Genomic DNA, 17,893 nt, shown 5'->3' on the forward strand with positions numbered 1-17,893 from the left:
GTGGAGCTGACGTAGCGCGAATTCCAAGCGCGTTCAACGTGCCGCAAAGACCATCACGGCGTTCCGCAGAACGTGTCCCGTTTCGAGCCTTCAAATCGACCCTTTAGGGGTTGTTTGTGAATGAGAGGATTCGTTGCCAGGATCCTCTTTCCGAAAGACGTGCACGTGCGGATATCGTCGGGGTGGTGAGGACTGAGCTCTTCGTGTGCTGCCCCGTCGTTCCTGCCGGGGATTCGTTTCGATGGGAGTGCTATGTCTGGTGTTCAGATCCATCCGGATGTCGCCATGGTGATGAGGGCTCTCGGCGACCTCGGCCTCGTCTGTTCCCCCGCCAAAGTCGAGGTCGACAACGCTGAGTACGGTGCCGCGATCTCGACAATCGGTCAGTCTCCGGTTCGCTTCAGGGTCGGAAAGCTGACCCCGACGAAGGTGGGCTTGTTCGTGACAGTGTGGCGGCGCTCTCTCGATGGGTCGACCGAACCTCTGCCTGCGGAGGAGTACAGCGACGTGCTGGTGATCTGCGTGCGGGAGGATTCCCGAGTCGGAGCATTCGCTTTTCCGAAGGCGGCGCTGGTCAAGCACGGCGTCGTGTCCGTTGGCGGCGCCGGAGGCAAGCGAGGCTTCCGCGTCTATCCGCCGTGGTCAGCTGCGACGAATCGGCAGGCGAAAAAATCCCAGCAGTGGCAGTGTAATTACTTCTTCGAGATGGCTGACGGATCCGCCATCGATGCGCAGCGAGCCAGTCGACTCTTCGTTGTGGCCTAGACGGATTCGGCGACATTAGGTCAGGCGAGCTCAGGTGGCGGGCCGTCGTCGGGACACCCCGCAGCGCCCGGGATGCCACGGCTATTCGGGCGTCTCGTTCTGTTCTCTTTGGGCGAGCCGCTGGAGCTGCCATCTATGCACGTCGGGCAGCCATTCCAACGCGGCCGATGGACCGACCCGCGAGTCGTCGGGAACACCGCCGTCTCGCAGGGCCTGCACGTACGCGCGATCCTGTTTGATACGTGCTCGTAGCTGCTCAGCTCCGCCGACTGAGCCGTGACCGGGGATGACGGCATCAACGTAGTCGGCCACGCTGTCAAACAGCCGCAGCGCGCCGAGGTAGTCCTCGATCGGATTCGCTGCCTCGAGGTCGAGGAACGGCATCAGGATGTCAGAAAGCATATCGCCGGCGACGAGGACGCCGCGCTCCTCGATCAACAGCGCCGCATGGCCTGGGGCATGGGCCTGATGCTCGATGATCCGGACTGTGGGGCCATCCCAAGGAATCTGCGCAGTATCGGCGGGCAGACCGGTAATGAGACCGAGCAGATCCATCGGGATATCCTCGGCGTACTCCGGCGGGAGCCCCTCGGCTATGCGGGCCTTCCAGTCCGCGTTCGACAGCAGATCTTGGATGGAGGCCGCGCAGCGGGCTGTACCGTAACGGGCCGCGTCGCCGAAGTTGGCGTGCCAGAGCACGTGGTCCCAATCAGGATGCGTCGAGAAGCCTGCCACGACAGGCTGGCCCAACTCGCGGAGGTCGTTCGCGAGGGCCGCCATTTCGGCGACCGTTATACCGGGGTCGATGAGCAACACACCGTCCCGGCCCTGCACGACAACGGAATTACTCTGGATGAACTCGCTCTCGTGAACCAGAACGCCCTCAGCGACTTCCTTCAGCATGAAATGCCTTCCGCTTGTGGTTTGCAACCCCTTGTCGAGACGGTATTAGCTGGCGGTCGTGGATTGCAAGCACCATGGTTTCCGGAAGGAGAACCCTCAGCGCGACGCGGCAGAAGATTTCAGTCGGCTGTCGGCTTCTCGTCGTTGGCGACAGCCTCAATCCAATCCACAGCCTCGTCGGAAAGCTGGGGACCGTCTGCTGATTCGCCAGCCCACCACTCAGAATCGGTCGTGCCGTTCGTAACCGCCATGATGTCGGCGATTACATTCGGCGGCAGCGGCTCGCCGTTGTGCTCAATGAGCCAGTCGCGTGTTTCCGCATCGACCAGAGGCCACCACTCAAGGATGTTCATCAACGCAGTATTGCACCGACGAAGTCGTGCGTACACATTCCGCCGTGGGACGAACTCCGGCTGAGGCGCCGGCTAACGAGCGCTGCTTCCCCGGTTAGTGAAGCCCCAGAGGTGTCCCGGTGGGGATCCTTCACCGGGCAGCTCAGTTGAAACACGGACCGAAGGCTATGGCATCCAGATCATGGGCAGTTACGGTGGCTCCATGAGGGACAGCATGCTGCCGATCATATGCGGGACGACAGAGTTCAATGACGCCCTCGACCACTACGAGACGGAAGGCATGGCGCGATGCGGAAACTGATCTACGGCATGAACCTGACACTGGATGGCTACGTCGCCGCGCCCGGCGACGACCTCGGGTGGAGCCGGCCGAGCGACGAGCTGTTTCAGCGGTGGCTCGATCAGGAGCGGGCGATCGGCCTGTTGCTGTATGGGCGCAAGCTGTGGGAGGCCATGAGTTCCCACTGGCCGACCGGCGACCAGCAGCCCAATGCCACCCCTGCGCAGATCGAGTTCGCGCGGAACTGGCGGGACACGCCGAAGGTGGTGTTCTCCTCAACGATCGACACCGTCGACTGGAACACCCGCATGGTCACCGGCGACGCGGTCGCGGAGATCACCCGGCTCAAGGCTGAGGACGGCGAGCCGATGAGGGTTGGTGGTGCAACGCTCGCCGGGGCGGCCATGCGGGCCGGGCTGATCGACGAGTACACGATCGTGACCCATCCTGTCCTGGTGGGCGGCGGCACGCCGTTCTTCACCGCGCTGGATAGCTGGGTGAACCTGAACCTGGTGGAGACGCGGACGTTTCCCGGCGGGGTGGTCCTGACCAGGTACGAGACGAGGCGCTGAGCACGAAAATAGGACACCGGACATGACCGCAGTTATGCGACGGGCCAGTTATGCCTGCAAATGGAACCCGTGGCTACGTTTATAGAACGGAGTTGGAAGAGGCGGACGGCACAGCGGCGATGAAACCTTCAGGGGCCCGGCCGACGCAGTGGCCTGGTAGGAGGCTCGCCGCGGAAAGTCATTCTCGGTCCCCGTCTACGACACAACGCGGCAAAGCAGTGGTCGGGGAGTTCGTCAGCGTCTAATCAGCCACAAGTGGATGCAGGACCAGAACAACGCCAAATACCTCTACGGCACACTCCTGAGACATCAGATCCGCAGTACGAATGGCAGACAGCCAGTTCTTAGACGCTGGCGGCCGCCCCGGACACCCGGACGGCGACCTGCCCGCTCCCCTGCGCCAGCTGCGAGGCTGCGGCTTCGTCAGCCACCACCGTCACGTGCGCGTGCAGCTGCAGGACCGACCCCGGGCAGTCAGCGGTGACCGGCCCGTTGAGGGCGGCGGCCAGGATACCGGCCTTGTCCGCGCCGTTGACCACCAGCAGGAGGTGGCGGGCTTCCAAGATAGTGCCCAGACCCTGCGTGATGCAGCGGAGCGGCACTTCTTCCGGGGTGCTGAAGTAGCGGGCGTTGGCTTCGCGCGTGCGTTCCGTGAGGACTTCCACGCGGGTCCGGGAGTCCAGGGCGGAGCCGGGCTCGTTGAAGGCCAGGTGGCCGTTGTGGCCGATGCCGAGGATCTGCACATCGATGCCGCCAACTCCGGCAATGGCCGCGTCGTAATCAGCGGCGGCAGCCTCGGGGTCTGCGGCGCTTCCGTCCGGCACGGCAACGTTGGCGGGATCCAGATGCAGCCGCTCAGTCACTTCGCGCCGGACAACTTCGGCGTAGCTTTCGGGATGTCCGGCGGGCAGGCCCACGTACTCGTCGAGGGCGAAGGCACGGACTGAGGACATGTCCAGCCGATGGTTGGCGAGCGCCGCGTAGATGGGCAGCGGCGATCCGCCCGTGGCCACGCCCAGGACGGCGTCGGGCTTGCTGCGGATGACGGCAGCGAGGATCCCGGCGGCTACGGAACCGGTGGCTGAGGCGGTAGGCACAACGAAAATTTCCACAACAAGGGCACTCTCTACGAAAAGGGCAAGGCTAAGTCCGCCCGGGTCGCGGGCGGCGGAGGGAAAAGAGGCTAGGCGGCCGCGACGTCCTTGAGTTTCAGGCGGATGCCGTCAAAGTGGCGCTGCAGGCGCTCGGACGCCAGGGCCTTGTCCTTGTTGGCTACGGCCTCGAAGATGTCCCAGTGGTCCTGCGTCTGCTGCTCGAGGTTGACCGGGCCGGTACCGATGGCCAGGTGGATCTTGCGGTAAACCTGCCAGAACACATCCATGAGGTTGATCAGCAGCTCATTGTTCAGGGGGGCGTACAGGCGGCGGTGGAATTCGGCGTCGTGCTCATGCAGCGGCTCCCCCTTCTTGGCCGCGTCCTCCATGGCTTCCATGGTGGCCCGCAGGTCAGCCACGTGCTCGCCGGTGAGCAGGTCAATGGCCGGTCCGATCAGCCCGGACTCAAGGGCCTGGCGCACATCAATGAGCTCCATGGCCTCCTCGCCCTTGTGGCGGAGGGACAGCCGGCCGCGGAACGTCAGGCCGGACACCAGGGCGCTGAAGTTGTTGGGTGCAACGAACATGCCAAAGCCATGCCGGATCTCGATGACGCCCAGCGCCTGCAGTACTTTCAGGGACTCGCGGACGGTGTTGCGGCCCACCCCGAGCTCTGCGGAGAGCTCACTTTCGGTGGGCAGCGCGTCGCCGACGTCAAGGCCGCGGTCCAGAATGAGGTCCATGATCTGCGTCTGCAGGGCGTGCGAACGGAGCTGCGCACTGAAACGGGCGGGCGATACTTCTTGCGATGCGATGGCCACGTGGGTCTCCTCCTTGCCGCGCTTAGGGGTCGCGACTTGTCCTACATCTCAAGGGTACAGGAGATGGGACGTCCAATGTCTAGATAGTGGGAACATATTTTTTGAACAGTTCCACCCTGAGGGACCGAATCTAACCCTGGAGCGCCGAATCTAACGCAAAAGGGACCGAACAAGCTCGCGGCACGCCCTGTAACCAGGCGCTTTGGGGTCAATCAGGGCGTAATGGTCTCCAGGGACCCTCACCAGCCGGGTCTCCATGTTTGCCGTGGTTCCGGCGTTCACATAGGACTCGGACTGACCCAAGGGAACGGTGGTGTCCTCCGATCCATGGACAGCGATGACCGGCACGGCCAGTGGAAGGGCGGTCATGGGGTCGGCGTACCTGTAGCGGTGCGGATACTTCGACGACGACCCGCCCAGGAGGTTGCTCACCGCACCGTTGCTGAGGTTCAGCTTCTCCGCCTCGGCCAGGTTGAGTAGGCCAGACTGGCTGACCACTCCGGTGAGGTGCACCGCGGAGGCATCTGAGGTGCGGGGCACCTGGCGGTCAGCATCCGGCATTCCCAGCTGGGCAAGCTTGCCCCGGCCGGCAGCCCAGGCGGCAAGATGCCCGCCGGCTGAATGGCCCAGCGCCACCACCGGACCCAGGTTCAGTGCATGTTTGGCCGCGAGGTCCCCCAGCTTGTCGATACCGGCAAGCACGTCAATGAAGGTGTTTGGCCAGCCGCCGCCGTTTCCGGCCCGGCGGTATTCAAGGTTCCAGGCGGCCATGCCATGGGCGGCCAGGTCCTTGGCGATGGGCTCCCCCAGCTCTGCGCCGTACTGCGAGCGCCAGTAGCCACCATGGATCACCACCACCACGCCGCGGTGCTCGCCGCCGGCCGGCAGCTCCGGCAGGAAAAGCTCGCCCCACTGACTGGCGTCCTCACCGTACTGGTACTTGTGCCGCTTCAATGCATCCCCCTTGGCACCGCCACCGGCGGTACCGTCCCGCTCGGCGCCGGGCGAACACGCGGCGCCGAGAATTCCAACGGCCGCCGCGGCAGCCGCACCAACCAGCGTGCGAAAGACAAACGTCCGACGCCGCAGATCAGCCATGTGCCGAGCCTACAGCGTGGCGCCTCCCGGCAAAGTCGCCGAGCAGGAAACCGTAGATTTGTGCCTGTGCATTCCATCCTCGGGATGACCCGGAGGGACTACCGGGACGCAACAGCCGCCGTCGCGCGTTTTCTGCGGGCGCTCCGTGGCGCTCCCGGCTACTAGTACTTCGCCGGGACCACCGGCGGCTGCCCTGGAAGGGCGTAGTGTCGGTAGTAGGAGATTTCGGGGTGGCATATATAGGTCCGGGGTTGAATATACGGGCCGCGCGCGAAGAGAGCGCACAGCCGCCAGCCGGGTCGTGTGACCCCGGCGTTGCTTGGAATTGAGGCCGCATGGCCGAGAATGACGCCCTGCCGACGGCAGAGCAATTACAGGACCTGCTTCTTGAGAGTCCGGGTTTCACCGAATTCCTCCTGGGACTGACCGCGATCTCCGCGTCCTTGCTGGGCGGGGACACGCCCCTGCTCTGTGCCATCACGGTGGAACGGGAGACCGGGCCAGCGACGGTAGCCAGCAGCACCGAGACGGCCCGGAGCCTGGACGAACGCCAGTACGCATTCGACGACGGCCCCTGCCTGACGGCGCTGCGGGAGCAGCGCACAGTCCTTATCCGTGATCTTCAGGCGGACGAGAGTTGGGCCTGGTATGCCGGGGCGGTCGCAGACGAAGGCATCCGGACAATCCTGGCCGTCCCCATCCCCACCGACAACGGATCCCGCTCCGCCCTGAACTGCTATTCAACCGAGCTCAATACTTTTGGCCCCGGCACGGTGACCGCCATTGAAGAGCACGCTGCATCGCTTTCCCGGATCCTGCGCCTGGCAATCCGCGTGCATCCGTCGGACCCGTACCCCGAGCACCTGAGGTCGGCACTGCGGTCCCGGGCCGTTATGGACTCGGCCGTTGCCCTGATCATGGTGCAGAACCGGTGCAGCCATGAAACCGCCGTCAAGCTCCTGCACCTTGCTTCCAGCAGCAGCAACCGCCGGCTGCATGACATCGCCGGGGACATCCTGCACCACGCCTCGGATATCCCCGTCATCACCGGAGGCGGAGCGAAATGATGGACGACGGCGGATTGGGCACCCCCCAGCCTGCCTTCGAGGCGGACCAGCGCAAGTTTGCGGCCGCCCAGTTCCAGAGCGGGAACATCAGCCTCCACGGGCTATGGACCTACTATTACGGGATCGGCGGAAACGTCGATCAGCTCGGGGTGGACGCCTATCTGCACGAGCTGGTGGAGTTGGCCCCACTGCAGATGGATCTCATCCAGACCGCCATCAAGGAGATCACGGCGGACGGACCGGGAAGTGCACATGTCCCAGGACTTTGATATCCGAGAACCCGAATCCGGCAACGTTGGACGCACCGGCGCCGGCCTGCACGAGTTTGTGCTCCACCTGCAGGACCTCGTCCTGGCAAGCTCCGACGTCCGTGAATTCCTGACGGACACCGCTGCGATTTTTGCCACCCAGCTGTCACAGCCAGGGAACCACTTGTCCTGCGGGATCACGGTAGTCCGGCAGAAGCGGCCGGTCGCTGCGGCCAGCAGCGATGCCCTCGCCCGGAACCTGGACGAACTGCAAAACAGCTTCGGCCACGGACCGTGCCTGACAGCCCTTCGGACAGAATCGATGGTCCATGTCCCAGATCTGGACGCCGATGTCCGTTGGCCGAAATACAACCAGGCTGCCCGCCAGCTGGGCATCGGCTCCATCCTGGCAGTACCAATGCATCTGCAGGCTCCTGCCCAGGCGGCGATTAATCTCTACTCCCCCAACACGGATGGCTTTCCACACCACGGGATTGATGCGGCTGTTGGCCTGGCGGGCATCGCCGCCAAGGCGCTGGACCTTGCCCTGAACATCGCACAGCTGCGCGACGCGCGTGACGACCTCGCCGCCGCCCTGAAATCCCGCACTGTCATTGACACGGCCATTGGGGCCATCATGGCGCAGAACCGGTGCGACCGCGATGCCGCGTTCCAGATATTGGTCAAGGCCTCCAGTTACCGCAATATCAAGTTAAAGGAGGTGGCCGCCGGCATCATTTCCGGAATTGGCGGCGAACGGGAATTCCCCACCACCTACGATGAATAGCCAAACAGCCTGAATCCGTGCAGGTCGGGGTCCGCAACCCACCACGCACGCTAGGCTTTACCTCAAGCGCTGAACGGTCACAAACAGGCTCATCCGGCCCGCCGGAGGCCGGTCACGCAGAATGGCCGGAGGCAAAAACCATGATCAAGAAGTATCCCCTGGATGAACTATCCACTGCCTTGGGCAGGATTATGGGGCTGCTCCTCACGGAAGAAAAAGTGGACCACGCCGTCCAGCACCTCTCCCGCGCCGTGAGGGATTCCATCCCGGGGACTCTTGGGGCAGGTGTCTCAATCCTTGATCCCCATGCCCGCCCGGTCAGTTCCGGGTCTACCGACAGCATCGTGGAACGCGCTGACGCCCTCAGTATGAACTGGTCCAGGGGCCCTGCCTGACAGCCTGGGCCACCCAACAGAGCATCCTCATCCATGACGTTGCAACTGAAGCCCGCTGGCCAAACTGGAGCGCCGCCGTCGTTGAGATGCCAATCCGCTCAGTGATCAGCACCCCGCTGATCGCCGACGGGCAGGCCGTAGGTGCAATGAAGATTTACGCCGCCTCCCCCGGCGCCTTCGAAGATGCCACCGCCGCCCTCATGGAGCTTTTTGCCTCCCCCGCGGCCACCCTTCTGTCGCATATCCAGACTGCCGAAACTCCGGAACGCATCAGTGAGAGCCTGCAATCGGCCCTCTACAGCAGGGACCTGATTAACCGGGCCTGCGGAATACTCATGGAGCGCCACACCATTACCGAGGACGCCGCCCTGCAGCAGCTGATGCGGCAGGCCCGCGCGACGCGCAGCACGCTCAAGGAAGTCAGTGCCATTGTCCTGGCTGGCGTGGCCTCTCACCCGCGCAGAGGCAGAAGTGATGGGCTTCGATAGCAGCGAACCGGAGCAACGCCGCAGGCTCCAGTCAGCATTGACAGCAGCACAAGTCAGCACGGGTGACCTGTGGCTCTACTACTTCGGCATCGGCGGATCTGTGGGCGAGTATGAAGTGGAGGCCTACCTGCAGGCACTTCTCTCGCTCCCCGAACTGCAGCGGGACCGGCTGGCCATGGCGGCAAACGAACTGTCCTCTGACCAGGCCGGTCCGCGTGCGCCCTATTCGGACGAGCTGGGGTCCGGGGACCCGTCCCGGCCCGAAGAGTCCTAGCGGGCCGAACGCTCTTCCACTTTCTTGAGGCAAGTGAGCGAGCGTTGGTGGTTTTCCTGCGTTAAGTGAGAGAGCGTTTGATGGCGCCGGGTGCGTTGCCGCCCAGCCGTGCGGTGACTTTGTCCGCCGCTGCCCTGCAGGATTCGCCGAGGCTCTGCAGGCGCTCCTTGGAGACGCGGAACCTAGGGGCCGGGATGAGGACTGCTGCCACAAGGTCGCCGCGGTGATCGTAGACGGGGGCGGCAACGCCGACTTCATCCAAGGAGGACTCGCCGTAGTTGATGGCCCACCCGCGGCGGGAGTCGTCTTTAAGGCGGAGCAGATAGTCCTCAAGGGAGACCTCGTCCAGCCCGGGGTAGGTAATGGCTCCGCTGCGCAGGAGGGCACGCACCCTCTCCTCCGGCTGCATTCCAAGGAACACCTGAACCGAGGAACTCAACGCGTCGCTGTACCGGGCCCCCAGCGGCGCAGTGTGCTTGATCTGGTGGCGGCTGGCAATCTGCTCCACGCAGATCGACTCGTTGCCCTCCCACATCATCAGGGCACTGGTTTCGCCGGTCAGTTCCGTGAGTTCGCGCAGGACCGGATAGGCGACCCGCCGCTCCTCCAGTTCGGCCAACAACGGACCGGCGACGGCGATCAGGCCCAGTCCGAGGCGGAAACGGCGCGTGTCCGCATCGCGTTCCACGAGGTTTTCCTGTTCGAAGGTTGCCAGGATCCTTGACACGGTGCTCTTGTGCAGGCCCACCCGGTTGGCGATCTCCGTCACGCCAAGCAACGGCTCGTCGGCCGTGAATGATCGAAGGACGGCGATGGCGTTGACGATGACTGAGGCGCCCTTGGTGTCGCCCTTGCCGTTGGTGTCGCTGCCGTGGGTGTCAATGGAATCTGGTGTGGTCATGATGCTCACTATCATTGCGCATAGTCAGCGGAAAGCGGCGCCGTGTGGGACACGGCGCCGCTTCCCGGGGCGGTGGTTGAGCCTGGGGCCACGACCGCAGGGTTCCCTGGCCGAGCTTGCGAGGCTAGGGAGCGGTTGGGGAGGTTCCGATGATGTTGTACTCGGGGCCGAACGGGAACTTGGTGATGTTCTCGGCGCCGTCTTCGCCCACCACCAGGATGTCGTGCTCGCGGTAGCCGCCGGCGCCCGGCTGGCCATCCAGGACGGTAATCATGGGTTCCATGGAGACCACCATGCCCGGTTCCAGCACCGTGTCGATGTCCTCGCGGAGCTCCAGCCCGGCTTCGCGGCCGTAGTAGTGGCTGAGGACACCGAAGGAGTGTCCGTAGCCGAACGTCCGGTTGGCGAGGAGCCCGTGGCCCACGTAGATCTCGTTGAGCTCCGCGGCGATGTCCTTGCACACGGCGCCGGGCTTGATCAGCTCAAGTCCGCGCTTGTGGACCTCCACGTTGATGTTCCACAGTTCCAGGGAGCGGGCATCGGGTTCGCCGTAGAACAGGGTGCGCTCCAGGGCCGTGTAGTACCCGCTGGTCATGGGGAAACAGTTCAGGGACAGGATGTCGTGTTCCTGGATCTTGCGGGTGGTGGCCCAGTTGTGCGCGCCGTCCGTGTTGATGCCGGACTGGAACCAGACCCAGGTGTCCCGGATTTCGGAGTTGGGGAACGTCCTGGCGATCTCGTGGACCATCGCCTCGGTGCCAATCAGGGCGACCTCGTACTCCGTGATGCCGGCCGTGATGGCGTTGCGGATGGCTTCGCCGCCGACGTCGCCGATCCGGGCACCGTGCTTGATGACCTCGATTTCCTCCGCTGACTTGATCATGCGCTGGCGCATCGCTGCCTGCGCCACGTCCACGAGCGTTGCGCCGGAGAAGGCGGCCTGGATCTTGTTGCGGTTATCCAGCGGCAGCGAGTCGTCCTCGACGCCGAGGCGGCGCGGGCTGATGCCTCGGGTCCGCAGGACTTCCTGGATAGCGAAGATGTAGTTGTCGCGGCGCCAGTCCGTGTAGACCAGGTTGTCGCCGTAGCTGCGGCGCCAGGGCATGCCGGCGTCGATGTTGGCGGTTACGGTGACGGTTTCATCCTTGGTGACCACCATGCCGTAGGAGCGGCCGAACGTGGTGAACAGGAAATCGGAGTAGTACTTGATGGAGTGGTAGCTGGTGAGGACGACGGCGTCCAGGTCCTTCTCGGCCATGATCCGGCGAAGACCGGCAATGCGCCGCTCGAATTCGGCATCGGAGAAGGTCAGGGAGACCTTCTGGCCGTTGTTGAGGACCTTCAGTCGCTCCAGTTCGGCGACGGACGTGGCGTTTTCAGATGCTGTGGTGGTCATTGAAGTGATGCCTTTCTTTGGTGCGGTTTGCTTGAAGGGAGAAGTGGTTGGAAGGGGTTCGGCTATTCGCGGCGCAGCGGTTCTTTGCAGGTTTCCCTGGACAGTGAAACGGCGATCAGCGAGATGACTGCCGCAGCGACGAGGTACCAGGCCGGAGCCAGATCGCTTGCGGTGGCCGCGATCAGGAGCGTGGCCATGAACGGGGCGGTACCGCCGAACAGGGCGTTGGAGAGGTTGAAGCTGACCGCGAAGCCGCTGTAGCGGACGCGGGTGGGGAACATTTCGGCCAGGAAGCTGGGAAGTGTTCCGTCATTGAGGGTGAGCATCGCTCCCAGCAGGATCTGCATGAGGACGATGACCAGGAAATTCCCGGTTCCCAGCAGTGCGAATGCGGGCACGGTCAGCACAATAAAGGCGACGGATGCACTGATCAGCACCTTCTTGCGTCCGTAACGGTCCGAAAGCATCCCGGTCAGGAAGATAAAGCCGATGTACGTGACCAGCGCGATGGTCGTCGCAAGGAACGATTCGGTTTCGCCAAGGCCCAGTTCCGAGGACAAATAGGTGGGCATGTAGCTGAGGATGACGTAGAACCCGACGGCGTTGAGCAGCACCGCTCCGACGGCCTGCAGCAGCTGCCGCCAGTGGTTCCGCAACAGGCTGGATACGGGTGCCTTGATTGCCTCGTCCTCCGCTGCCAGCTCGCGGAACACCGGGGTGTCTTCGAGCTTGGTCCGGATGTAGCGGCCGATCAGTCCCATCGGGGCTGCGAGCAGGAACGGCAGCCGCCAACCCCAGCTTTGCATGGCATCGGAACTCAGAAGGACTGTCAACAGGCCTGCGATCAGGGAGCCGAGGAGCAAGCCGGCCGCGGTACTGGCGGGAACAACCGCGGCGTATAGGCCACGCTTGTTGGCCGGAGCGTACTCGACCAGGAAGGCCGACGCTCCAGCGTATTCACCAGAGGCGGAGAAGCCCTGCACTACCCGGATGACCAGAAGCAGGATGGGAGCCCAGATACCGATCGTGGCATAGCCCGGAATGAGTGCAATGCAGAAGGTTGCTCCTGACATGATCAAGATCGAGAGGGACAGCGCTGTGCGCCGGCCCACCCTGTCACCGATGTGGCCCCAGACGAACCCGCCGAGCGGGCGTACCAGGAATGAAATCGCAAACAGGGCGAAGGTCAGCAGAAGTCCGGTCTGGGGATCTGATTCAGGGAAAAAGACTGTGGCAATCGTGACGGCCAGATAGCCGTAGACGGCGTAGTCGAACCATTCAACGAAGTTGCCGATGAAGCTGGCCGCAATGACTCTGCGGCGCGTTTCTTTGCTGACCACGTTGTCAGCGGGTTCAAAATTCTGGCCGTTCATGGTGCTGCGGCCGGACGGGTGGCCGTCAGGTACATCATGCGGTTGCGGGCCACGGCCTCCCGCACGAGCGGGAGAGGAAGTTTCGTTACTCATGAATCCACCAAGTTTGTTTGGGGTTGCAATCAGCGCAACGCTGTTGCAACAGACTAAGCGTGATCAGCAACACAGTCAATGGTTATTTTGTTGCTCGGCACATGGCTCCTCGCCGGGACAGCATCGGGCTTCCCGGCGGCGCGCAGCCAGAGAAGACAAGGCATCAGTTGCGTAGGATGAAATCATGTTGCGACAATGGCGTACATCCACACCGTCGCTCGGACAGCTGTTCCAGCAACCAGCGGCTGGGGGCCCGGAGCTGCGGCGTGAGAACCTTTTGAACCCGACGGGTCGACTGGATTGCCCGGAGCGCCGTCGCCCAGGAGTCCCTGGACTCAGGAAAGGAACGCCAGCTAATGGTTCACAGAGTCAAGGCGGTCATCGCCAAGCAAAAGAATGCCCCGGTATCGGTGGAGACCATCCTGGTCCGGGACCCCGGTCCGGGGGGAGGCACTGGTGGACATCCTCACCTGCGGGGTCTGCCACACGGACCTGCACTACAGGCAGGGCGGCATCACTGACGATTTCCCCATCCTGCTGGGCCATGAGGCCACAAGGGTGGTCAGCGCTATCGGTCCTTCGGCGAGGACCACGGCGTGGACTGGAAGGCCATGGCCGCGGGATACCCGCTCGCTCAAGACGGACATCGGCCGCGGCCGCTTCACCGTCAGCCCGCTCGAATACCTCACCCCGCCGGACGGACACCTGGTCCTCCAGACCATCCGCAGCCACGACCAGTACAACACCACCTTCTATGGCCACGACCGGCAGGCCGACAAATTCCGCCTGGTGGCCTACCCCACGGCGAAGGGCTGCGCCGCCGCGTACTTCCCCGAAGCCAACGCCCTGGTCCACCAGGAAAACGTGGCCCGCGAATCCAATTCCCCCGGCTTCAAGGCAATGTTCGTCCGATTTGAGCCGCACGGCCCACTCGCAACGGACGAGGAATCGGCCCTGGCGGGCACTCACGCCTGACGCTTCTTCGGAAACCCCGACGGCGGCGCACCGGTCAGTCCGGTGTGCCGCCGTCGCCGTTTCCACCGCGGCGGGCAAACACTTTCTCAAACTGGCTATATTTTTCCAGTCCAGTTCGCCGCTACCGTGGGGCGCATGCACATACCCCTGATCCAGATCGACGCCTTCGCCACCAAGCCTTTTGAAGTCAATCCAGCAGCCGTGATGCCTTTGGAGGGCTGGCTGGGTAACCGTGTGCTCCAACAGTTGGCCGAGGAGAACAACCTCTCCGAGACGGCCTTTCTCGTTGCCGCGATCCCGGACGAGGCCACGCCCTTCGACTCCTCGCAGCCCGCCTACCACCTCCGCTGGTTCACGCCGGCCATTGAAGTGGACCTCTGCGGGCACGCGACCCTGGCCACGGCGTCGTACCTCTTCACGGACGTTCACCCTGACGCCAAACGGCTGCAATTTTGGAGCCGCAGCGGCTGGCTGTTTGTGGAGCGCGACGGTGACGGCTTCATCCTGGACTTCCCGTCCGAGATGCCCGAACCGGTGGCCGTCGACCCCTCGGTCACCGAAGCCCTCGGCGTTCCGGCACTCGAGGCTTTCCTGGCAACCGACCTCATCCATGTCGTCAAGGACGCCGAGACCGTGCGCAACCTGACCCCCGACTTTGGGGCGCTTGCGAAGCTGCCGGTGCGGGGCGTCGTCGTCACCGCTGCGGGTGATGGAACCGGCCACGACTTCGTCTCACGGTTCTTCGGTGCCCGGGCCGGCATTGGCGAGGACCCGGTGACCGGCTCGGCGCACTCCCAGCTGGCACCGCTCTGGGCTGGCAGGCGCCCGCCAGCTCTCGGCACGCGGCGGGACCGTGCTCTGCCGTGTGGAAGGGGAGCGCACCCTGCTCTCCGGCACGTGCGTGCGGTACCTCGAAGGTATTGTGCACCTGGCCGGCTAGGTCCTGGCCAGCTAGGTTCGATCCGCGCGCCGGTGGGTGAGCCTGTCCAAACCCCGCCCGACACGTGGGCTCCCGCCTTCCTCCCGGGACGCCACAATAACGGATGCCACAGTCTCGAGCCGTGGGTGAAGTTCGTCGCCGTCTTCCACCACGCCTGTCTGCCACCACAGCTTCAGCCCCTCCGGGACAACCTCCAGACTGGCCAGGTTGTTGGTGAACCAGGGCCCCTCGAGGCGTTTCCAGCGGAACGGCGGATTCGGCACACGCGCCGAGCGGGCCACCAGGGCACCTACCGGTGAAGCCAGGCCATAGGCCATGACGGCCCCGAAGTATCTCATCAGCCGGGGAAGGGGGTTGCGGATCGGGGAACAGACTGCCTGGATGATCCGGCTGCCGGAGGAGCGTTCCACCTCGGCGACGTAAGAAAAATGGACGTCCCCGGACAGGAATGTCACGGTCTCGGGTGACGGGCCACGCTTGCCATCGGCGACCTCGGCCGCCATGGCAGCCACGTCCTGAAAGCTTTTTTGGAAGGCGCCCCAGTGTTCCAGGTCCACCGCCTGGCGCAGCTTCTCGCCAGCCCGGGCGGCGCGCTTCCCCCACGCGCCCTCCGAAACGGCCTCATTCCACGACTCAACGTGGTGCAGGCCCATCGGCAGCAGGAAAGGCAGGGATGTGGCCACGAGCAGGTGCCGGAATCCGCCTCGCATCCGGCCGTCAAGCCAGGCCATTTCGTCGTCGTCAAGCAGGGCGCGGGCTTCCGGGTCCAGATTCCTGGCCGCGCGGGAGTCAACCACTATCAGCCGTGTGTCGCCGAAATCCCGGCAGTAACTCCACCGGTAGGATTCCGGGTCCCGGTCTGCGCGTTCCGCGAAGCCGTCCAGTTCAGCACTGACGTCGAGTTCGGCCCCGCCCTGGTGCCCGGCGATCCGCTGCCAGATGGCATCGTCCCGCCGCTCCTGTGGCGAGAGGTTGCCCAGATGCTGGTACACCCAGTAGGAGGCAAGCCCCGAGACAATCCGCCCGTGCCACCACGTGGTGGCTTCCATCTCCCTTTTCCAGCTCAGCGAGGCGTTCCAGTCGTCGCGGATGTCGTGGTCGTCGAAGATCATCGCGCTGGGCAGGGTGGACAACAGCCACCTGTTCGCCGGGTCGGACCAGGCGAGATTGTAGAGGTGCGCATATTCTTCGTAGTCTTTGAGCTCCTCGCCGGGCGGTTCGTCGATGTCGCGGCGGGCGCGGATGAATTGCTGCATCTGTTCGCTGGTCAGGTCGGCGTAGACCTGGTCGCCCAGGAAGGCCACCAGGTCCGGCCACGGCAAGTCACCGCCTGAGGCCATCGCCAGGGCGTAGGCGCGGAGCGAGTCGACGCCGTGCGTCCGGTTGCCGGACTCGTCGTGCGGGACGCTGGTGCGGCAGTAGCCGTAGGCCAGGCGCAGCGGCTTGCCGGGCTTCAGCGTCGCGATCACCGACGGCGGAAACCCGGTGGCCGGATCCGGCCAGACGTGTTCGCCGTCGATTTCCAAGGTGTAGGGAAGCACCGTTCCGGGCTCCAGTCCGTCCGCCTCCACCAGTGCGTAATGGTGGCCGTGCACCGCGAAAGTACGCGCCGCCCAGTCCCTGCCGCCGGCCCGGACGGTGACGCGGGACTCGCTCCGGGTCTCCACCCAGATGCTCGCCGAGGTCTCATCCACATACCGCATCATGGGACCAAGCACCAGGGAAGTCGTCATCACTCAGTTGTACCCGTTCCGGCCCGCGGCGACCATGGGTACGGCCAAAGAGGCGAGGAAACACCTCCCAAGGCACTGCGGCCTAGGCCCGGACCTGAAATCCACTCCGCTTGTCGAAAAGCCGTCGCCTGTCGTTTCCGGCTGCGGCAATCCAGAGCACGGAGTCGTCTGCTGAGGCCTGGTCAACAACGCCCGTCACAATGTATTCGTCCATGCACCAGACCTCAACCGTATGGCCCGTGAGGCGTGCCCAGTCTGTGCGCAACCCACGTCCGCTGGCAGCCTTTTCCAGTTGGTTTCCCGTCACAGCCGCCCCTTTTTACCAACCGCGCTCGGCGAGGCGGTGGGGCTGCGGGATCTCGTCCACGTTGATGCCCACCATGGCTTCGCCGAGGCCACGGGAGACCTGGGCGATGACGTCGGGGTCGTCGTAATAGGCAGTAGCCCTGACGACGGCGGCGGCACGCTGGGCCGGATTGCCGGCCTTGAAGATGCCGGAACCGACAAACACCCCCTCGGCGCCGAGCTGCATCATCATCGCAGCGTCGGCCGGGGTGGCGATGCCGCCCGCGGTGAACAGCACCACGGGGAGCTTGCCGGCGGCGGCGACTTCCTTGACCAGTTCGAGCGGGGCCTGCAGTTCCTTGGCCGCGACGTACAGCTCGTCCTCGGGCAGCGCCGCAAGCTTGGCGATCTCGGCGCGGATCTGGCGCATGTGCCCGGTGGCGTTGGAGACGTCGCCGGTGCCGGCCTCGCCCTTGGACCGGATCATGGCCGCACCCTCGTTGATGCGGCGCAGCGCCTCACCCAGGTTCGTGGCGCCACAGACGAAGGGAACCTTGAAGTTCCACTTGTCGATGTGGTGGACGTAGTCGGCCGGGGTCAGGACCTCGGACTCGTCAATGTAGTCCACGCCCAACGACTGCAGGACCTGGGCCTCCACGAAGTGGCCGATCCGGGCCTTGGCCATGACCGGGACGGACACGGCTGCGATGATCGCCTCGATCATGTCCGGGTCCGACATGCGGGACACGCCGCCCTGGGCACGGATATCAGCCGGAACGCGTTCCAGCGCCATCACTGCAACGGCACCGGCGTCCTCGGCGATGCGGGCCTGTTCGACGTTGACGACGTCCATGATGACGCCGCCCTTGAGCATCTCAGCCATACCGCGCTTGACGCGGCTGCTGCCCGTAACAGCGACATGTTCGTAGGGGAGTCGTTTCAGGGTCACTTCTTGCTCCAAGGGGACGGGGCGCCTGCGAAGCCAGGCATTCGAGTTAAGGGACTGGCCCCGGGTGTATGTGCACACCCGGGGCCAGAGGGGTTTCACCGAG

Annotated in this window: 20 protein-coding genes and 1 pseudogene; 10 read left to right on the plus strand and 11 right to left on the minus strand. The window is 64.2% G+C overall.

The annotated features are described in order from the left end of the window. Positions 1-252: 252 nt before the first annotated feature. Complete coding sequence (locus MUN23_RS07540) at positions 253-765, plus strand: MepB family protein (RefSeq protein ID WP_248763247.1); 513 nt, start codon at positions 253-255, stop codon at positions 763-765. Positions 766-846: 81 nt separating this feature from the next. Here MUN23_RS07540 and MUN23_RS07545 read toward each other — a convergent pair whose 3' ends face one another. After that, on the minus strand, positions 847-1,668 hold the full coding sequence (locus MUN23_RS07545) for an MBL fold metallo-hydrolase (RefSeq protein WP_248763248.1): 822 nt from the start codon (positions 1,666-1,668) through the stop codon (positions 847-849). A 119-nt stretch (positions 1,669-1,787) separates the two neighbouring features. Continuing rightward, a complete protein-coding gene (locus MUN23_RS07550) occupies positions 1,788-2,021 on the minus strand; it encodes a hypothetical protein (protein ID WP_248763249.1) in 234 nt (77 codons plus the stop codon). Between the two features lie 288 nt (positions 2,022-2,309). Here MUN23_RS07550 and MUN23_RS07555 point away from each other — a divergent pair, with 288 nt between their 5' ends. Then, complete coding sequence (locus tag MUN23_RS07555; RefSeq protein ID WP_248763250.1) at positions 2,310-2,873, plus strand: dihydrofolate reductase family protein; 564 nt, start codon at positions 2,310-2,312, stop codon at positions 2,871-2,873. A 344-nt stretch (positions 2,874-3,217) separates the two neighbouring features. On the opposite strand, the gene MUN23_RS07560 is transcribed toward MUN23_RS07555, so the two are convergent. The 3 genes from MUN23_RS07560 to MUN23_RS07570 all read right to left on the minus strand — a co-directional run bounded on the left by MUN23_RS07560 (position 3,218) and on the right by MUN23_RS07570 (position 5,742). Next, complete coding sequence (locus MUN23_RS07560; protein ID WP_248763251.1) at positions 3,218-3,985, minus strand: glucosamine-6-phosphate deaminase; 768 nt, start codon at positions 3,983-3,985, stop codon at positions 3,218-3,220. A gap of 71 nt (positions 3,986-4,056) precedes the next feature. Then, positions 4,057-4,782 carry a FadR/GntR family transcriptional regulator gene (locus MUN23_RS07565; protein ID WP_371876033.1) on the minus strand — a complete coding sequence of 242 codons (726 nt, stop codon included), beginning with the start codon at positions 4,780-4,782 and terminating at the stop codon, positions 4,057-4,059. A gap of 156 nt (positions 4,783-4,938) precedes the next feature. Then, positions 4,939-5,742, minus strand: coding sequence for an alpha/beta hydrolase (locus MUN23_RS07570; RefSeq protein WP_248764021.1), 804 nt, complete (start codon positions 5,740-5,742; stop codon positions 4,939-4,941). Positions 5,743-6,221: 479 nt separating this feature from the next. Here MUN23_RS07570 and MUN23_RS07575 point away from each other — a divergent pair, with 479 nt between their 5' ends. From MUN23_RS07575 to MUN23_RS07600, 6 genes are all read left to right on the plus strand, one after another. Continuing rightward, complete coding sequence (locus MUN23_RS07575) at positions 6,222-6,953, plus strand: GAF and ANTAR domain-containing protein (RefSeq protein ID WP_248763253.1); 732 nt, start codon at positions 6,222-6,224, stop codon at positions 6,951-6,953. Continuing rightward, the gene (locus tag MUN23_RS07580; protein ID WP_248763254.1) at positions 6,950-7,222 is read left to right on the plus strand and encodes a hypothetical protein; all 273 of its coding nucleotides are present in this window, start codon (positions 6,950-6,952) and stop codon (positions 7,220-7,222) included. Before MUN23_RS07575 ends, MUN23_RS07580 begins: the two co-directional genes overlap by 4 nt. After that, positions 7,206-7,988 (plus strand): GAF and ANTAR domain-containing protein, encoded by a 783-nt coding sequence (locus tag MUN23_RS07585; protein ID WP_248763255.1) that lies wholly within the window; start codon positions 7,206-7,208, stop codon positions 7,986-7,988. The genes MUN23_RS07580 and MUN23_RS07585 overlap by 17 nt, the downstream gene beginning before the upstream one ends. A gap of 140 nt (positions 7,989-8,128) precedes the next feature. Continuing rightward, positions 8,129-8,383 (plus strand): hypothetical protein, encoded by a 255-nt coding sequence (locus MUN23_RS07590; protein WP_248763256.1) that lies wholly within the window; start codon positions 8,129-8,131, stop codon positions 8,381-8,383. A gap of 29 nt (positions 8,384-8,412) precedes the next feature. Continuing rightward, positions 8,413-8,871, plus strand: coding sequence for a GAF and ANTAR domain-containing protein (locus MUN23_RS07595; RefSeq protein WP_248764022.1), 459 nt, complete (start codon positions 8,413-8,415; stop codon positions 8,869-8,871). Positions 8,872-8,908: 37 nt separating this feature from the next. After that, a complete protein-coding gene (locus tag MUN23_RS07600; protein WP_371875992.1) occupies positions 8,909-9,145 on the plus strand; it encodes a hypothetical protein in 237 nt (78 codons plus the stop codon). 61 nt (positions 9,146-9,206) lie between these two features. Here MUN23_RS07600 and MUN23_RS07605 read toward each other — a convergent pair whose 3' ends face one another. From MUN23_RS07605 to MUN23_RS07615, 3 genes are all read right to left on the minus strand, one after another. Then, a complete protein-coding gene (locus MUN23_RS07605; protein WP_248763258.1) occupies positions 9,207-10,046 on the minus strand; it encodes an IclR family transcriptional regulator in 840 nt (279 codons plus the stop codon). A gap of 124 nt (positions 10,047-10,170) precedes the next feature. Further along, entirely contained in the window at positions 10,171-11,442 is a 1,272-nt protein-coding gene (locus MUN23_RS07610; RefSeq protein WP_248763259.1) for an aminopeptidase P family protein, read from the minus strand. Between the two features lie 62 nt (positions 11,443-11,504). Next, positions 11,505-12,815, minus strand: coding sequence for an MFS transporter (locus MUN23_RS07615; RefSeq protein ID WP_248764023.1), 1,311 nt, complete (start codon positions 12,813-12,815; stop codon positions 11,505-11,507). Between the two features lie 489 nt (positions 12,816-13,304). Here MUN23_RS07615 and MUN23_RS23615 point away from each other — a divergent pair, with 489 nt between their 5' ends. After that, positions 13,305-13,883 carry an alcohol dehydrogenase catalytic domain-containing protein gene (locus tag MUN23_RS23615; RefSeq protein WP_371875993.1) on the plus strand — a complete coding sequence of 193 codons (579 nt, stop codon included), beginning with the start codon at positions 13,305-13,307 and terminating at the stop codon, positions 13,881-13,883. A gap of 135 nt (positions 13,884-14,018) precedes the next feature. Next, a pseudogene (locus tag MUN23_RS23620) lies at positions 14,019-14,693 on the plus strand (PhzF family phenazine biosynthesis protein); the annotation flags it as partial. Between the two features lie 141 nt (positions 14,694-14,834). Here MUN23_RS23620 and MUN23_RS07630 read toward each other — a convergent pair. The 3 genes from MUN23_RS07630 to pdxS form a co-directional block, all read right to left on the minus strand. Beyond that, positions 14,835-16,556, minus strand: a complete 1,722-nt coding sequence (locus MUN23_RS07630) for an alkaline phosphatase D family protein (protein ID WP_248763260.1) — start codon at positions 16,554-16,556, stop codon at positions 14,835-14,837. 82 nt (positions 16,557-16,638) lie between these two features. Then, positions 16,639-16,863, minus strand: coding sequence for a hypothetical protein (locus tag MUN23_RS07635; RefSeq protein ID WP_058930478.1), 225 nt, complete (start codon positions 16,861-16,863; stop codon positions 16,639-16,641). Between the two features lie 12 nt (positions 16,864-16,875). Beyond that, positions 16,876-17,784: a pyridoxal 5'-phosphate synthase lyase subunit PdxS gene (pdxS, locus tag MUN23_RS07640; protein WP_371876034.1), complete on the minus strand. Its 909-nt coding sequence runs from the start codon at positions 17,782-17,784 to the stop codon at positions 16,876-16,878. Positions 17,785-17,893 lie beyond the last annotated feature (109 nt).

The organism is Pseudarthrobacter sp. SSS035, from assembly GCF_023273875.1.
In the GTDB taxonomy this organism is placed as follows: Bacteria; Actinomycetota; Actinomycetes; order Actinomycetales; family Micrococcaceae; genus Arthrobacter.

What these genes read in the sequence shown, in the direction of transcription:
- MUN23_RS07540 (WP_248763247.1), top strand. Translation starts at nt 253, where the DNA reads ATGTCTGGTGTTCAGATCCATCCGGATGTCGCCATGGTGATGAGGGCT.
- MUN23_RS07555 (WP_248763250.1), top strand. Translation starts at nt 2,310, where the DNA reads ATGCGGAAACTGATCTACGGCATGAACCTGACACTGGATGGCTACGTC.
- MUN23_RS07550 (WP_248763249.1), bottom strand. Translation starts at nt 2,021, where the DNA reads ATGAACATCCTTGAGTGGTGGCCTCTGGTCGATGCGGAAACACGCGAC.
- MUN23_RS07545 (WP_248763248.1), bottom strand. Translation starts at nt 1,668, where the DNA reads ATGCTGAAGGAAGTCGCTGAGGGCGTTCTGGTTCACGAGAGCGAGTTC.
- MUN23_RS07610 (WP_248763259.1), bottom strand. Translation starts at nt 11,442, where the DNA reads ATGACCACCACAGCATCTGAAAACGCCACGTCCGTCGCCGAACTGGAG.
- MUN23_RS07615 (WP_248764023.1), bottom strand. Translation starts at nt 12,815, where the DNA reads ATGAACGGCCAGAATTTTGAACCCGCTGACAACGTGGTCAGCAAAGAA.
- MUN23_RS07605 (WP_248763258.1), bottom strand. Translation starts at nt 10,046, where the DNA reads ATGACCACACCAGATTCCATTGACACCCACGGCAGCGACACCAACGGC.
- MUN23_RS07590 (WP_248763256.1), top strand. Translation starts at nt 8,129, where the DNA reads ATGATCAAGAAGTATCCCCTGGATGAACTATCCACTGCCTTGGGCAGG.
- MUN23_RS07580 (WP_248763254.1), top strand. Translation starts at nt 6,950, where the DNA reads ATGATGGACGACGGCGGATTGGGCACCCCCCAGCCTGCCTTCGAGGCG.
- MUN23_RS07575 (WP_248763253.1), top strand. Translation starts at nt 6,222, where the DNA reads ATGGCCGAGAATGACGCCCTGCCGACGGCAGAGCAATTACAGGACCTG.
- MUN23_RS07630 (WP_248763260.1), bottom strand. Translation starts at nt 16,556, where the DNA reads ATGACGACTTCCCTGGTGCTTGGTCCCATGATGCGGTATGTGGATGAG.
- MUN23_RS23615 (WP_371875993.1), top strand. Translation starts at nt 13,305, where the DNA reads ATGCCCCGGTATCGGTGGAGACCATCCTGGTCCGGGACCCCGGTCCGG.
- MUN23_RS07585 (WP_248763255.1), top strand. Translation starts at nt 7,206, where the DNA reads ATGTCCCAGGACTTTGATATCCGAGAACCCGAATCCGGCAACGTTGGA.